Below are 15,103 nucleotides of genomic sequence, written 5' to 3'. Positions count from 1 at the left end.
ATGCTTTGGGATGCTCTGAGCCTACAGCTTGGCTATAACGCCACGCTGGTCGCCATTGGCGCGACCTTGCTGGGTGTGTCTGCCGGTGTGACCGGGACATTCCTGTTCCTGCGCAAACGCGCGCTGGTGAGCGATGCGATCAGCCACGCGACGCTTCCGGGCGTGTGCCTGGCCTTTATGGCGCTGGTTGCCCTTGGGGGCGACGGGCGTAACCTGATCGGTCTTCTGGCCGGATCGGCCGTGTCCGCCTGGGTGGGGCTGCTGTGCATGAATTGGCTGACACGGCACACGCGGCTCGCCGAGGATGCCGCCATCGGTGCAGTTCTTTCCGTTTTCTTTGGGTTCGGCATCGTATTGCTGACCGTCATTCAGACCATGGGCGCCGGGCGTCAAGCGGGGCTCGAAGGTTTTTTGCTTGGCTCAACGGCAGGAATGCTCTGGGCGGATGCGATGATCATCGCAATCGGTGGAGCGGCGACCCTGGTTCTGGTCATGATCCTGCGCAGGCCGATGGTGATGGTTGCTTTTGATCCCGAATACGCTACGGCGCGAGGCGTGCCTGTACACCGGGTTGATCTTGCAATGATGGGTCTGGTCATGGCGGTGACCGTCGTCGGGCTGAAAATTGTTGGCCTGATCCTGATCGTTGCCCTGCTGATAATACCTCCCGTGACCGCCCGCTTCTGGTCGGATCGATCTGATCGCGTTGTTCTTCTGGCCGGTTTGGCCGGCGGTCTGGCCGGCTATCTGGGCGCGGCCCTGTCCGCTTCGGCCCCCAACCTGCCGACTGGTCCGATCATCGTTCTGGTGAGTTTCGGGTTCTTCGCAATTTCCATCTTTCTGGCACCGGTGCGCGGTGTTCTGGCAGCCCTTTTGCACCATTTGCGGTTCCAGCGCAGGGTACATATTCGGCAGGGCCTACTGGCCTTGGCACAAGGTCAAAAGATCTATGAACCGCTGACGCTACGCCTGTTGCGCCGTGCGGAAATCGTGCGCGCCGATGGTGTGGCGACCGAGACCGGCAAAGCGCGCGCCGCCAAGGCGCTTCGCGACGAAAAACGGTGGGAAATCGTTCGTGCCGATCAGGCCCATGAGGCCACAGCAGCGCTTTACGACGGGCTACGCGATATCGAGACGGTTTTGACCCGCGACCAGATCGCCGAGATCGACCGCCGAATTGGTGGCCCACAGGAGGTTTCGCCATGAGCGGAGCAGAATTTGTCCCCCTCTCGCTGACCCCCCTGCTGATAGGCACCTTCGCCGCAATCGCCTGCGCTTTGCCCGGAAACTTTCTTGTATTGCGCAAACAGGCCCTGATCGGCGATGCGATCAGCCATGTTGTGCTACCCGGTATCGTGGTGGCATTTCTGCTGACCGGTGTGATTTCGACCTGGCCGATGATGCTGGGCGCTGCGGGCGCCTCCGTGGTCGCAGTTATTCTGATTGAAACAGTCCGCCGTCTGGGTCAGATCGAACCTGGTGCTGCCATGGGTGTCGTCTTCACCACCATGTTTGCAGCGGGTGTATTGTTGCTGGAACAGACCGATACCTCGACCGTGCATCTGGACGTGGAACATGCGCTGTACGGCAATCTGGAAAGCCTGATCTGGCTGGACGCGACGGGCTGGTCCTCGCTGATGGACCCGCAAGCATTGGCGGGCTTGCCGCCGGAGCTGCCGCGGATCGCACTGACCCTGATCGGCGTGACCCTGTTCACCTGGCTGTTCTGGCGGCCGCTCAAAATCTCGACCTTTGACGAAGGGTTTGCCCGTACGATCGGCATCCGCACCGGGGTTTTGGGTATGGCGCTGGTGATCACGGCCGCGATTGCTGCGGTGGCAGCTTTTGATGCCGTCGGTTCGATCATCGTGATCGCCATGTTTATCTGCCCACCTGCCGCCGCGCGCATGATGACCAACCGGCTCGAGGCACAGATCGCGTGGAGCGTTCTCTTCGCCGTTGTATCCGCGGTGTCAGGGTACGTGCTGGCCGGTTACGGCCCGCTGTGGCTGGGCGGAGCGGATGCCGTCAGTGCAGCAGGTATGATCGCCACGATGTCCGGTTTGATTTTGGCACTAAGCGCGGTGTTCGGCCCATGTCGAAACCGGGCCGGCGCACCGGTTGCCACTTGATTTGGCGTCATCCCGCCAGTCATCGCCGCCGGAAATCGGCTAATATTTGCTTAAATGGAAACAACGGGCATACATATGCGGATTTGTTCACCTTTTTGTGGTAACGCTGCTTCAAGTGTTAACCATATAGCAACCACTCACCACGACCCGTTCGGTCCCTCGTTCACAATTTCCGACCTGTTGGTAGCATTGAACGTGGGCCGGACGGGGCTTTTTCTGGCCGGCGTATAACGTTTCAAATAGGTGGCAGAATCGCGCCGTGTTGTGCTAGGTCTAGCGGTATGGTGCAGACAATCCCCAATATGAGCCAAAAACGCCCGGTCATCCGACAGCTTGATGACGCGGCAATCAACAGGATTGCTGCAGGCGAAGTAGTGGAGCGCCCGGCCTCGGCCGTCAAGGAGTTGGTGGAAAACGCGATCGATGCCGGGGCGACGCGCATCGCCATTGACATTGCCGACGGGGGCAAGACGCTGATCCGCGTCACCGATGACGGATGTGGAATTGCGGCCGCGGATTTGCCTCTGGCTCTGTCACGCCATGCGACCTCGAAGATCGACGGCTCGGATCTGTTGAACATTCACACGTTCGGGTTCCGCGGTGAGGCGCTACCGTCTTTGGGGGCGGTCGGGCGGCTAACGATCACCAGCCGGATGCCGGTGGACGAAGCTGCCACGATCCTTGTTGCAGGTGGCAAGGTCGGGCCAGTAAAGCCGGCTGCCCTGCGGGCCGGAACGGTTGTGGAACTGCGTGACCTGTTCTTTGCAACACCGGCGCGCCTGAAGTTCATGCGTACTGACCGGGCCGAGGCGCAGGCGATCTCGGACACAGTGAAGCGTCTGGCTATGGCGGAACCGGCGGTTACATTTACCCTGCGCGATGTTTCTGGCGGCGGCGAAGGGCGCGTGACCTTCCGTGCCGACCGAGAAAACGGCGATTTGTTCGACGCGCTGCACGCGCGACTGGCGCGCGTTCTGGGACGGGAGTTTGCAGAAAACGCCCTGCAGATTGACGCCACGCGAGACGGCATTCGTCTTTATGGCTATGCTGCCTTGCCGACTTATTCACGCGGTGCGGCGGTTGCGCAGTACCTGTTCGTCAACGGGCGTCCGGTGCGTGACAAGATGCTGACCGGCGCGTTGCGTGCGGCCTATTTCGATTTCCTCAGCCGCGACCGACATCCGGCTGCGGCACTGTTCATCGATTGTGATCCGAATTTGGTGGATGTGAATGTGCATCCTGCGAAATCCGAAGTGCGGTTCCGCGATCCGGGTCTGGCGCGCGGACTGATCGTTTCGGCGCTGCGCCATGCGCTGGCCGAAGCCGGGCACCGGGCGTCTTCAACCGTGGCCAACGCAACGCTGGGGGCGATGCGACCTGAACCAGCTTCGGCGGGTCCGGCGCGCGTGTATCAGATGGACCGGCCCTCTCCATCGGCGCGGCAAGCAGCTATTCGGGCCCAGTCTCCGGGCTTTGCCGAAATGGCAAATGACTATAGCGGCAGCATTGTCGAACCGGTGACCACGCCCGCACAGATTTCGGATGCTCCCGACACATCTGCCGATGAGCTGCCACTGGGCGCGGCACGCGGACAGGTGCATGAGAACTATATCATCGCCCAGACTGCGGATGGCATGGTGATCGTCGATCAGCACGCCGCGCATGAGCGACTGGTGTACGAGAAGCTGAAACGCCAGATGGCCGAAAACGGTGTCGCCGCGCAGGCGCTTCTGATCCCTGAAATCGTGGAACTTTCCGAAGGGGATTGTGCCCGTCTGATGGCGGCGGCCGACGACCTGTCGCGCCTTGGTTTGACCATCGAGCCGTTTGGCGGCGGCGCGGTTGCGGTGCGGGAAACCCCCGCCATCCTGGGCGAGGTCGATGCCCGCGCGATGGTTCTGGATATCCTTGATGAACTGGCCGATCAGGGTGACAGCCAAAGCGTTCAGGTGCGGATCGAGGCAATCCTCAGTCGGGTGGCGTGCCATGGCTCGGTCCGCTCGGGCCGTCGGATGCGGGCCGAGGAAATGAACGCCCTGTTGCGCGAGATGGAAGCTACACCGCATTCGGGTCAGTGCAATCACGGGCGGCCCACCTATGTCGAACTGAAGCTGAGCGATATCGAGCGTCTGTTCGGGCGCAGTTGATCCTATGGCCTTGCCGGGCTATGAAGAATAAAACAAGAACATCCGAGGCGATATGATCGAGATTGCTGGAACTGAAATGGCATTGGACGACCCCGTGATCCTGATCGGGTCCGGAGTCATCGTGTTGATTCTGCTGCTGCTGTTTCTGTCGTTGCGCGCGGCCAACCGCTCGGCCCGGTTGACGGAGCCTCTGGCACGCCAAATGGCCCATTTGGGTCAGCATGTTCAGCAACTGGGCCAAGGGCAGGAGCAATTGCGCGGCGGGTTGCAGCATGTCTCGGACACCCAGGCCAATGCGCAGGTACAAGTGATCCAGACGGTCGAATCCCGCCTGTCCTCGGTTCAGCAGCAGATGAATGACCGGCTTGCGGACAATGCGATGAAATCGGCGCGCGCGCTGGCCGAGATGCAGGAGCGGATGAAAGAATCGCTGCACGGATCGTCGAAACAGACAGCAACTTCTCTGACCCAATTGCAGGAGCGGCTGGCCGCCATCGACAAGGCGCAGGACAACATCACCAAACTTTCGGGGGACGTTCTGACATTGCAGGACATTCTGTCGAACAAGCAGACCCGCGGCGCGTTTGGTGAGATTCAACTGAATGACATCGTCTCGAAAGCGTTGCCTCGGGACAGCTTCCAGCTGCAAGCGACGCTGTCAAACGGGCGGCGTGCCGATTGTCTGATCAACTTGCCGAACCCTCCGGGGCCAATCGTAATCGACAGCAAGTTCCCTTTGGAAGCCTATGAAGCGCTGATCGGCTCAACCAATGACGCCGAACTGAAAGCGGCGGTGCAGATGTTCCGCGCCACAGTGCGCAAACACATCACCGACATCTCTGAAAAGTACATCCTGGACGGCGAAACAGCTGATGGCGCGTTGATGTTCCTGCCCTCCGAGGCCGTCTATGCGGAATTGCACGCCAAGTTCCCGGAATTGGTGCAGGAGAGCTTTTCCAAACGTGTCTGGATTGTCTCGCCCACGACCTGCATGGCGACACTGAACACCATGCGGGCGATCTTGAAGGACGCGCGTATGCGCGAACAGGCAGGTGCGATCCGCAAGGAACTCGGGATGCTGCACAAGGATGTCGAACGTCTGGGCGACCGGGTCGCTAACCTCGACCGCCATTTCGGACAGGCGGCCAAGGATATTTCGGACATCAAGATCAGTGCTGAAAAGGCTGGCCGCCGGGCGCAGCGGCTGGACAATTTCGATTTCGAGGAACTGGCCCCTGACGAGCATCCCAATGTAGTTCCATTGGGCAAATCTGAAGCCTAGACTCTACTGGATCGACAGGTCCAGATTGTACCCGACAGTCTTGCCGGTATCGCGATCATTGCCCATCAGGTAGACGCGGATCGTGTAATCTCCGTTTTCGGGCAGGTCGATCCGGGCGGTATTGCCGTCAATCGAACCGATATAGATTGCTTCGCCATCGCTGCCTGGTGGCAGAATGTTGAAATAAATCACACCGTTTCCGTTCGTGTCGCTGACCTGAAGCTCGGCAAACATTTCCTGACCGGCTTTGGCCCCCAGCCTATAGTCGAAATACTCATCCCCGGTGATCGTTCCGCTGACCATCGTTCCATAATTTCCGGGTTGAAACTTCACGTCTGCGGTCATCTGTGCCGAGGCAACGGTTCCGATAAACAGCAGCGATAAGCCAAGAAGTAACTGTCTGAACATATGGTTGTCTCCATTCAATCACCACTTTCGGGTCGCGCGGATGGCCATGAATATTCAAATCCGCAAAAACGGCTGAAACAGTCGCGGCATCAGTTTGTTGAACTTGAGAGGCGCATCCGTGACTGCCAGACAAATGCAATCTTCGGACATATCCGCGATGGGTGTGTGCTCCAGGCTCTCATCAGCAATCTCGACATCGCCGCGCGCAAAGTGATCGACCTCGTCCGTGAATGCACCTTGCAGCACCATGGTCAATTCCATGCCTTTGTGGCCGTGATCCGGAACAGCAGCACCTGCCGGGATAAAAAGCAATCGTGCCGTGGCCTCGCGAGTCGTCGGCAGGATCGCCTGTTTGACACCCATGCCTATGGCTCGCCAGCGGATCGCGTTCACGTCACCGCCGACGTAATCCTGCAAGGGCGTGGGTAGCACGGAACACGGGGGCCGCGTTGGTTTCGGTTTCGGCGCTCCCTGCGCAATCAACGCCATCGTGGCAGCCAGTGACTCGTCACCCAATTGTGCCACGTCCAACTGCTCTTCAAGTACGTGCCCGCCCACGGCTTCAAAGCTTTCGGCCCGGGCACGACAGTGGTCGCAGAGCGAGATATGCGTCGCGACCATCAGGTCGAACGCTTCGGACAGTGAGCCTGCGGCGTAAGCCATCAGCAGGTCGTCTGTCAGGTGATGTTTGATATCTTGTCGCATCATCGTCATCTCAATTCATCGCATGGCGCAAGCGGTCCAGCGCCAGCCGTATTCGTGATTTGATCGTACCCAGCGGCAATCCGGTCTGAGAGGCGATTTCGCGATGGCTGAGATCGCCGAAATAAGCCTTTTCGATCAGTTCCCTTTGCGCATCCGGCAACGCCGACAAAGCGTTCCGCAGCTGCGTGGTTTCCTGCTGCAGCGCAATAACGTCATCCTGATCCGGTTCCGCTTCGGGACCCCAACCAAGATCCTCGGGTTCGGGGCGGCGTTGCTTGCGCAGGACATCAATGCGCTTGTTCCGAGCAATCGTGAAAACCCAGGTGGCAACGGTTGCGCGGGTCGGATCGAACAGATGCGCCTTGTGCCACAGGGTTGCCATGACTTCTTGCGCACATTCCTCTGCCAGCGTCGTGTCAGACCCAGACTTGATCAGGAATGCCTTGATGCGCGGTGCAAAATGCTGAAACAGCTCTGCAAATGCCACCTGATCCTGCGCATCGCGGATGCGTTTTATGTGGCCCACCCATTCAGCCCGGGTCTCGCAGATGTCTTTCGCACCGTTCACCGATTTGCCCCTGATACGTTTGCGCGCGATCCGGGGCGCGTCAACGCCTGACATCGGCGCGGGGTCGTCCAGGGTCACTGTGTCGATCTCGGTAAACATAACAACAATACGGGTAGATACCCAAGCCGGATCACTCGAACCTGTTTTTTTGATCCCCTCCGCCTTGGGATACGTAGAAAATGTTGGACAAAGTGCTGAGATGAACGCGAAATTACACATGCGCTGAGTGACCGGGAGTAGCTACTGGATGTCGGGAATAGAGCAAGTTGCAGCGCACACCTTTCACGGGCGCAAGGGGAAAATCGAAAACGCCTTCCGCTATTCCGTGGACTACATCCTGTTGGACCCAGAGGTGCAGCTGGACACGCCGGCGCTGTTCTCGATCAATCGCGCAAACCTGACAAACTGGCGTGTCACCGACCACGGGGGCGAGCCAAAACAGGGCCGGGGGGCCGATTGGCTGCGTGATCGCTTTGATGATCTTGGGGTCCCGCAACCGGCCCGATTGATGCTGCTGACCCAGCCCAGGGTGTTCGGGCATGTCTTCAATCCGGTCAGCTTCTGGTTTTGTCTGAATAATCAAGGCCAGCTTTTCGCAGTTGTGGCCGAAGTGACGAACACATATGGCACCCGGCACAGTTATCTGTGCCACAAGCCGGATTTGTCACCGATCGAGCCGACCGATCGCATCGTTGCCGACAAGCTGATGCATGTTTCGCCGTTTCAAAAAATCGCTGGCACATATACGTTCCGCTTTGACTATCGGCAGGATCGCGTTGGGGTTTGGATCGACTATGACCGCCAGCGAGGCGGGTTGATTGCAACCCTTACGGGACCGCGACAACCGCTGACCAATCAAACCATTCTGTGGTCTTTGCTGCGGCGCCCATTTGGCGCGCGCCGTGCAGTGTTTCTGATCCACTACCAGGCGGTCAAGCTGTGGTTCAAAAAAGCAACCTTCCTCCCCTTCCGTACGGCGCCGGTTCCGGAACAGACAGTGTCGCGCGCCCGCCCTAAGACGCATTTCTTGCGTAAGATCAAAGACGGGTACTGTTTCAGGTGATTTTGATAGACTGAAACCGCGAACACGAGGAGTTGGGACAGATGCTGGAAATCTCCGCAAGAAAAATTGCTCAGGTTGCCATGATGGGGCGCGAACTGGAACGGGCCGAGGGCGAACTGCGCGCCTTTATCGATCGGATGGGCGAAGATGAGCAGGCCGAACTGGTCGCTGTTATGTGGATCGGTCGCGAAAGCTTTTTCGCCGAAGATCTGGCCGAGGCCATCGCCACCGCCAAATCCGAGGCCTCAACCCCTTGCGCCGATTACCTGATAGGTACACCGCATATGTCGGACCATCTTGAGAATGGTCTGGATGCGTTGGGCATATCCGCTGAAGATGTGGAAAACGACCTGATGTGATCCTGGCTCGGGCGTCGGACGGCCGCATCCGGACGCCTGTGCCTGTTATGGCGAGTTTCGCCGCGATCTCCGGTCAAAATTGATGCAAATGCCGGACCCCGCTATCCCGACAGAAATCATAAAGAACTCTTAATTTCCTGCCCCTCAATCGTTAACGGGGCGCTCCTTTATCAGAAATCAGAAGACAGCTGATTTTCGGACATAAAGGAGAAAGATATGGAACACGTACAAACAGCCAAGACACAGAACGGCTTCTTTGCGAGCCTGCTCTCCGGCTACACCGAGAAAAAAGTCGAGAATTTCCGCCGTAGAATCTATTCACGGACGGTTCAAAGGCTGAGCAAGCTGACGGACCGGCAGCTGGAAGACATCGGCATCCCGCGCAATGAAATCCATCGCCGGGCATACGAGAGCGTCTACCACAACCAACCCTACCAGCAGTAGGTCTGACACCTGCGTCAGGCGCTTTCGTTGTGATCAATCAGGGAGGTCAGGAACATGCTGGATACAGACACCACGTTCCAAAAAGGCATCTCAAGCAGCGCGCTGGTGCTGTTTGACAGGGCAATGAGCATGCGCGCGATCAGCAGCGACATCGTGTGCGCTGCTCAGGAACTCAATCGCCTGTCGGACCATGAGCTGTCCGAACTTGGAATCAATCGTACCGACGTTGAAGCAATCATCGCTCAGTACATTTGAAAACAGGATAGAAAAGGGGTTAGGCACAGCACCTAACCCCTTTTTTGTTTGGCCCGGTTCGGGCTCATGGATCAAAAAGCCTTTTGGGTGCCGTGTTCAGAAAGGTCGTGGGCAAACTCGGAAAGCGCTGAATAGGGTGACGCCAAATAATCTCTGGCTGATTGAATGAACCCTGATTCCCAAAGGTCGTCCGAGATGGTGGCTTTCATATTGTTCACCTGATCGCCATGCCGGTGGTAATGGCGTTTTTGCCGGTTCAGTCTTGAAGAATGGCATTGGCAACTGGACAAAACTTTTAGTTGAACTCAGAAATAGTCCCGTATTGGCCGAGGCAATAGACTGTCCCGCTGCGGTGCAGGCAATTGACATTGCAATGGTTCAGCAAACGGGTGTCCGCCACGTACGAAAGTTGAAGGGCGGTTTGCAGCAGCAGTGCAGGTATTTGAATTCGTTCTGTTCCTCTTTGCCCATTGGGGAGAAGGACAAAGAGGAACAGAAGACGCAAACTGCTCTAACTTGCCGAGTGATCCACAATCTGCAAATGCTGCGCCAGCGTGTCGATCTCGGCCATCCAACCCTGAACCAGTTTCGGATCGCTGGGTGCGGCGTGGACACCAGCAGGGATGGCGCGGTTCAGAACGGCTTCGACCGCCAGTGACACCGGGATCGATACCAGGCGCGCCATGGCGGTGCCGCGCTCATCGCCCCATGCATCCATGACATAAGTTTTGTGCCAGACTTTGCGGCCCTCTTTTTCGGCCTTCAGCCCCACGCACAGGACTACACGGTCGGGTTCGCCTTCGTCATAGGCGTTTTCTTCCCAAAATTGATCTGACATTTCTTTCAGACGGGCGTCGCCTTCTGGGCCGGTAAGGGTTTCGATCTCGCGGAAAACACCCGACCAGGCATCCGCCCAACCGTTCAGACGCAGGGTGCCGCGGACGAATTCCTTGACGGGCCAGTGTTTCTCGAATTGGTACTGCTCCATGAAGGGGATCGAGTCGCGGTTCGGATAGACTTCGAAACTTTCCGGTGTGGGAAGCGGAGCGATATAGCTGCTGATCGCGTCCCACGGGCGGGCGACGTCCAGCGGCGCGTAATCGCGGATCGACTTTGATGGAGAGCGCAGCGCCTTAAGCACGCCCAAGGGCGACCAGCTAAACTTGTACCGAAATGGGTTGGGGTCCTTCGGAACGCCGCCGCAATACGAAATGAAACTCAGGTGATTTTGCGGATCGAACGCATCCGAGGCGCGATAATCGTCGACCAGAGCGTGTGCCATCAGGTGGTCAATCCCCGGATCCAGCCCAACCTCGTTGACCAGCGCGACTCCGGCCGCGCGCGCCTTGTCGTCCAATGCGCGCATCTCGGGTGCGATGTAGGACGAAGAGACAAAGTTCGATTCTTTCGAAATCGCCAGTTCCGCCAACGGTACATGCCAGTCACCCGGCAGCATCGAAACGATCACGTCGCCCTTTTCCAATACCGCACCCAGCGCGTCGAGGTCGAAGGCGCGGATGTCATCGGTCAGATCGCCGACCTCGGCCTGCGCCTTTTCGACGGTCCGGTTCCAGACAGTGACCTCATTCCCGCTGTCAATCAGGCGGCGCAGGCCGGGGATGGCCGACAGGCCGGTGCCACACCAATGAATCGTCATCGCTCAGATCCCTTCGATATGCGTGTTGTAGGTTGCTTCGGCCCGCCCCCAAATGCCACTTCCCAGATCGGTCAGGGTCAGCAATGAGGGCAGCAATTGCGCGGCGTAGTCTTCCGAGCTTTCGACCGGCAGCATCGACGGCAGGTTGTCGATGGCCATCACGTCCATCACCGGATCAGTGGCCACGCGCAGGGCGGGGGCGTTCCAAGTGGTGGCGCGGTCATAGACCGGCACCGGGTTGTAGTCGCTGTCCGGGTCGCAGGCCACGTCGCCGATGGCTGTCAGTTTGCGCGGGGCGCTCAGCGCCTCGCGGGGGACAAAGACCGGCGTGCCAGGGCGCGCGAAGATGCAGTTCAGGAACAGATCATGGTCCAGGATTTCGGGAAACGGTCCACCGCTGGCGGTCTCGGCCATGTCCCATTTGGTGACGCTGACGCCCATCGCCTCGCAGAGATCCGCAGCACCTGTACCCACGCGGCCCAAAGCGCCGACAACAATTGCGCGGGGGCGTTTGGCACCAGTGGCATCCAGCTCTGCCAACAACTCGGCATTCAGCGCGTCTTTGCCGGAATAAACACCGACGGGTGGGCATTCTTCACCCCTTTGCTGTGCGGCCCATGTTTTAAGTGTGACCGCTGCGCCTGCGTATCCCGCCCAATAGCCGAAGGCAGCCACCCGTCTGCCGTTTTCGTCCACGAGGTACTCCAGATCATACAGCGTACCGCCGCCCGCCTTGAACCGCTCCAACAGCGCGCGGCCGGAATGCTGACCCTTATAGGCATGGCCGAACATGATGTGACGATGGGGCAGGGGCGTACCGTCCTCGGGCAGTTCCTTGAGGCCGAAGATGATGGCGTCCAGCGGAGCATCGGGCCAGGAATTCTCGGGCGTTATCTCGCACCCAACATCCTTGTAGCCGTCGATTGGGATGGCGCGAACCGAGCTTTCCTCGACCGTTACGCGGATACCCGCGGCGATCAGCGCGGCGGCGCCCTCGGGGGTCAATCCCACCCGCTCCTCGTTCGGGCGCTGTTCCGACCGGACCCAGAGATGTGTCATGCAATTTCCTTTTCTCAGAGCATTCCTGCGGCACGGACCGCCTGAACGGAAGGACGCGCCTCCATCGTCGCGCGAAAGGCTTCAATCTTGGGAAAGGCCGGGACGTCGACGCCATCGCCTTCAAGCCAGCTGCAGACGACGTAGAGATACGCATCCGCCATGGAGAACTGTTCACCCAACACCAGCGGCCCGCGCAGCCCGTTCGACACGATGTATTCACAGGATGCAGCCATCGTTTCAGGGACTTTATCGGCCATATCTTTCCAACTGGTTTTCTTGTTTGCCCAGCGATGCCCCCGCAACTTGTGGGCGTGGTTCACATGCATTGTGGAAGCCAGGTAATACATCACCTCCCGCATTCGGGCCGCCATGATCGGATCATCGGGCACGAGGCCGACATTGGGTGCGATTGCAGCGATGTAATCCAGCAATGCGCCGGTCTCGGTCAGAATCCCTCCGTCAACGACCAGGGCCGGGACGCGGCCCTTGGGGTTTATCTGCTTGTAGACCGGTTTTGTCTGTTCCCCGTCCGCAAAGTTCAGGCGGATCGCCTCGTATTCCAACCCGGCCTCTTCCAATGCAATCGCAACAGCGACCGAGATTGTACGGGGGGCATAATATAGCTGCATCAGGAAGCCTCCGAATGGGTTACAAATGCGTCTGGGCGAAATGCCGGTCCGGGGTCTCGAGATGCGGAACGGCATTGAACAGAACCGGGCTTAGCCGAGCGCCAATCGGGTGCAGACGATGCATCGACGTGTTCATGATGGCAAGGGCTACGCGCGCCATCGAAGGGATGTCCAGCCCCATTGCCTGTCGCACCACCATCGAAATCAACCCGCCCGACGTTACGACTATGGCTGGTCCGCCTTCGGTTCCGATGTCACGTAACGCATCGCGGACGCGGGTTTCGAATTGTTCAAAAGTTTCGGGCGCGTCCCTGATGTCACCATTGGCCCAGGCGGCGAATGTCCTGGGCAGATGTTCGACAAAGCCTTCGCGATCAGTTGGAACTTCCACGCCATGTTGCTGCTGAAACAGCTGCGCCAGATTAAAATACTCGATCTCGTTCAGGCGCGGGTCGCAGATTGGATCGGACAACCCCATGCTGCTTGCCGTTTCCAGATGGCGGGTCAGTGTGCCGCAATAAACCCGGGGATGGTGAGCGCGCGTATCTCGCAGATGAGTCCCCAGCCAGCGCGCCTGCTGATGGCCCAGTTCGCTGAGCTTGTCATAGTTTGCCTCGTCTCGTGCGGCCGTGTTGGCCTGCCCGTGACGCACCAGTGTGATATGCGACATGTCGGATCCTCTTGCGCCGAAGTCTTAGGGTAGGTTCCGGGCGCGGACCAGAGGTGTTTCGCCGCCGCCGCGAAAAATCTGATTTCAGGGTGGTTTGCAATCGTGCCTCGCGGCTATGGTCTTGCGAAACTGCGGGAAAGGGGAACCATGGCCATTGATGAAAACCGCTTTCTGGCTGACCTGCACAAGCTGCGCGAGTTCGGAGCCTCAGGTGTTGGAAAAGGCGTGGTGCGCCCGGCATATTCCGACGCCGACATTGCCGCGCGCCGTTGGCTGGCTGACCGCATGACACAGGCCGGTCTGCAACCGCAATTCGACCCCGTTGGCACCCTGTTCGGTTTGGCGCCGGGTCGGTCCCTCCTGCTAGGGTCTCATTCCGACAGCCAGCCCGAGGGCGGTTGGCTGGATGGCGCACTGGGTGTCATTGCTGCACTTGAAGTAGCCCGTTCCACCGATCGTCCGATCTCGGTCGTGAGTTTTCAGGACGAAGAGGGACGATTTGGCGTCACCACCGGTTCTGCAGTTTGGTCGCGCGGTCTATCGTTGGAGCAGGCAGATGTGCTGACTGATGCCGCAGGCGTCAGTTTCGCCACCGCGCGGTCGACCATGGCGGATTTGTCCCAGGAATTTGTAGATCCCGCCCGTTTTAGCGGTTTCATCGAAATGCATATCGAGCAGGGGCCTTTGCTCGACGCGCAAGGCGAACAGCTTGGCGTGGTCACGGACATCGTAGGCATTCGCGATATGGTAATTGGGTTTGACGGCCAACAGAACCACGCGGGCACCACGCCGATGCACCTGCGGCGTGACGCGTTTCAGGCCCTGTCGCAGTTCAACGCGATGATCAATGACCGGTTCCGGAACGTCGTCACCCCCCAAACCGTCTGGACCATTGGCCGGGTCGATCTGCATCCCAACGCCTCGTCCATCGTGCCCGGTCGGGTACGATTCTCAATGCAATGGCGGGACGGTGACGCCGAACGTCTTGCGCGGATGGAAGATATTATCCGAACCACGGCGCAAGACGTCGCTAGGAAACGCTCCATGGAGCTGGATTTTGGACCGATGCTGGGATTGGAGCCGGTTTCCATGGATCCCCACCTTCGCCTTGCGCTGGAAGAAGGGGCTGACAAGATCGCCCCGGGAAAATGGCGATTGATGCCTTCGGGCGCGCTGCATGATGCGACGAACGTATCGCGATTGATGCCGGTCGCCATGTTGTTTGTTCCCTCTATCGGCGGGATCAGCCACGATTTTACCGAGGACACTGCCGAGGCTGATTTGGTCGCCGGATTGCGCGCGCTAAACCACGCGGTGAGCCAATTGGCGGATAACTGATAGGCAAAATACAAATTTGAAACGGCAATTTTGACTGCTAACACGCGAGTGGATTGCGATACGCTTGGGGCAAGGTGACAACGGCACAAGTGATCCTTGCAGGGATGTTGCGCAAGGGAAAAATGTTTCCTATAGGAACATTGAAAATGCATACGCCCGTATACAAGATGAACTTAGTCTTTTTTGTAGGCTCAAATGACCGCCTTCGCGCTGCGAAAACCTCTGTTTCTTCACCGCCTCACGGGCGACGGTTCACCGGGCCGTTGCAAAATGTGCGGCTTCCTTCAAACTGACGCCGATCCATTTGGACGATCCAGGGCGATAAGGAATTCCCGATGACCGATATTAAGCGCACGCCTCTTTACGCTTTGCATGTTGAGTTGGGTG

General features: G+C 58.6%; 17 protein-coding genes. 9 read left to right on the top strand and 8 right to left on the bottom strand.

Annotated features, from left to right (window positions below; genetic code table 11):
• The 4 genes from AC2TEL_RS03405 (at position 1) to AC2TEL_RS03390 (ending at position 5,561) form a co-directional block, all read left to right on the top strand.
• Positions 1-1,206 carry a metal ABC transporter permease gene (locus AC2TEL_RS03405; protein ID WP_480838002.1) on the top strand — a complete coding sequence of 402 codons (1,206 nt, stop codon included), beginning with the start codon at positions 1-3 and terminating at the stop codon, positions 1,204-1,206.
• Complete coding sequence (locus AC2TEL_RS03400) at positions 1,203-2,132, top strand: metal ABC transporter permease (RefSeq protein WP_480901886.1); 930 nt, start codon at positions 1,203-1,205, stop codon at positions 2,130-2,132. Before AC2TEL_RS03405 ends, AC2TEL_RS03400 begins: the two co-directional genes overlap by 4 nt.
• A gap of 281 nt (positions 2,133-2,413) precedes the next feature.
• Positions 2,414-4,279: a DNA mismatch repair endonuclease MutL gene (gene mutL / locus AC2TEL_RS03395; protein WP_480901884.1), complete on the top strand. Its 1,866-nt coding sequence runs from the start codon at positions 2,414-2,416 to the stop codon at positions 4,277-4,279.
• A 52-nt stretch (positions 4,280-4,331) separates the two neighbouring features.
• Positions 4,332-5,561: a DNA recombination protein RmuC gene (locus AC2TEL_RS03390; protein ID WP_480901881.1), complete on the top strand. Its 1,230-nt coding sequence runs from the start codon at positions 4,332-4,334 to the stop codon at positions 5,559-5,561.
• A 3-nt stretch (positions 5,562-5,564) separates the two neighbouring features.
• On the opposite strand, the gene AC2TEL_RS03385 is transcribed toward AC2TEL_RS03390, so the two are convergent.
• From AC2TEL_RS03385 to AC2TEL_RS03375, 3 genes are read right to left on the bottom strand one after another with little or no spacing between them, the layout of a single operon-like run.
• Positions 5,565-5,969, bottom strand: coding sequence for a hypothetical protein (locus AC2TEL_RS03385; RefSeq protein WP_480901879.1), 405 nt, complete (start codon positions 5,967-5,969; stop codon positions 5,565-5,567).
• 54 nt (positions 5,970-6,023) lie between these two features.
• The gene (locus AC2TEL_RS03380) at positions 6,024-6,674 is read right to left on the bottom strand and encodes a ChrR family anti-sigma-E factor (protein ID WP_480840174.1); all 651 of its coding nucleotides are present in this window, start codon (positions 6,672-6,674) and stop codon (positions 6,024-6,026) included.
• A 10-nt stretch (positions 6,675-6,684) separates the two neighbouring features.
• Positions 6,685-7,341 (bottom strand): sigma-70 family RNA polymerase sigma factor, encoded by a 657-nt coding sequence (locus AC2TEL_RS03375; protein ID WP_480901876.1) that lies wholly within the window; start codon positions 7,339-7,341, stop codon positions 6,685-6,687.
• Between the two features lie 148 nt (positions 7,342-7,489).
• On the opposite strand from AC2TEL_RS03375, the gene AC2TEL_RS03370 reads away from it, so the two are divergent.
• From AC2TEL_RS03370 to AC2TEL_RS03355, 4 genes are all read left to right on the top strand, one after another.
• On the top strand, positions 7,490-8,305 hold the full coding sequence (locus AC2TEL_RS03370) for a DUF1365 domain-containing protein (protein WP_480901874.1): 816 nt from the start codon (positions 7,490-7,492) through the stop codon (positions 8,303-8,305).
• Positions 8,306-8,346: 41 nt separating this feature from the next.
• Positions 8,347-8,664: a DUF3775 domain-containing protein gene (locus AC2TEL_RS03365; protein ID WP_480837988.1), complete on the top strand. Its 318-nt coding sequence runs from the start codon at positions 8,347-8,349 to the stop codon at positions 8,662-8,664.
• Positions 8,665-8,880: 216 nt separating this feature from the next.
• Positions 8,881-9,108 carry a DUF1127 domain-containing protein gene (locus AC2TEL_RS03360; RefSeq protein WP_480901872.1) on the top strand — a complete coding sequence of 76 codons (228 nt, stop codon included), beginning with the start codon at positions 8,881-8,883 and terminating at the stop codon, positions 9,106-9,108.
• A gap of 54 nt (positions 9,109-9,162) precedes the next feature.
• Positions 9,163-9,363: a DUF1127 domain-containing protein gene (locus AC2TEL_RS03355; RefSeq protein ID WP_480837984.1), complete on the top strand. Its 201-nt coding sequence runs from the start codon at positions 9,163-9,165 to the stop codon at positions 9,361-9,363.
• 71 nt (positions 9,364-9,434) lie between these two features.
• Here the strand turns inward: AC2TEL_RS03355 and AC2TEL_RS03350 are convergent, their stop codons facing one another.
• From AC2TEL_RS03350 to AC2TEL_RS03330, 5 genes are all read right to left on the bottom strand, one after another.
• On the bottom strand, positions 9,435-9,572 hold the full coding sequence (locus AC2TEL_RS03350; RefSeq protein WP_480901870.1) for a hypothetical protein: 138 nt from the start codon (positions 9,570-9,572) through the stop codon (positions 9,435-9,437).
• Between the two features lie 302 nt (positions 9,573-9,874).
• Complete coding sequence (locus tag AC2TEL_RS03345; RefSeq protein ID WP_480901867.1) at positions 9,875-11,020, bottom strand: saccharopine dehydrogenase family protein; 1,146 nt, start codon at positions 11,018-11,020, stop codon at positions 9,875-9,877.
• A gap of 3 nt (positions 11,021-11,023) precedes the next feature.
• Complete coding sequence (locus AC2TEL_RS03340; RefSeq protein WP_480901865.1) at positions 11,024-12,079, bottom strand: saccharopine dehydrogenase; 1,056 nt, start codon at positions 12,077-12,079, stop codon at positions 11,024-11,026.
• Positions 12,080-12,093: 14 nt separating this feature from the next.
• A complete protein-coding gene (locus tag AC2TEL_RS03335; protein ID WP_480901863.1) occupies positions 12,094-12,708 on the bottom strand; it encodes a glutathione S-transferase family protein in 615 nt (204 codons plus the stop codon).
• A gap of 19 nt (positions 12,709-12,727) precedes the next feature.
• Complete coding sequence (locus tag AC2TEL_RS03330) at positions 12,728-13,378, bottom strand: histidine phosphatase family protein (RefSeq protein ID WP_480837977.1); 651 nt, start codon at positions 13,376-13,378, stop codon at positions 12,728-12,730.
• A gap of 147 nt (positions 13,379-13,525) precedes the next feature.
• Here AC2TEL_RS03330 and AC2TEL_RS03325 point away from each other — a divergent pair, with 147 nt between their 5' ends.
• Positions 13,526-14,716, top strand: a complete 1,191-nt coding sequence (locus AC2TEL_RS03325) for a Zn-dependent hydrolase (protein ID WP_480901862.1) — start codon at positions 13,526-13,528, stop codon at positions 14,714-14,716.
• The last annotated feature ends 387 nt before the right edge of the window (positions 14,717-15,103 follow it).

It is taken from the genome of Ruegeria sp. HKCCD9138 (genome assembly GCF_057220975.1).
This window is presented reverse-complemented; position numbering and strand designations above follow the sequence as displayed.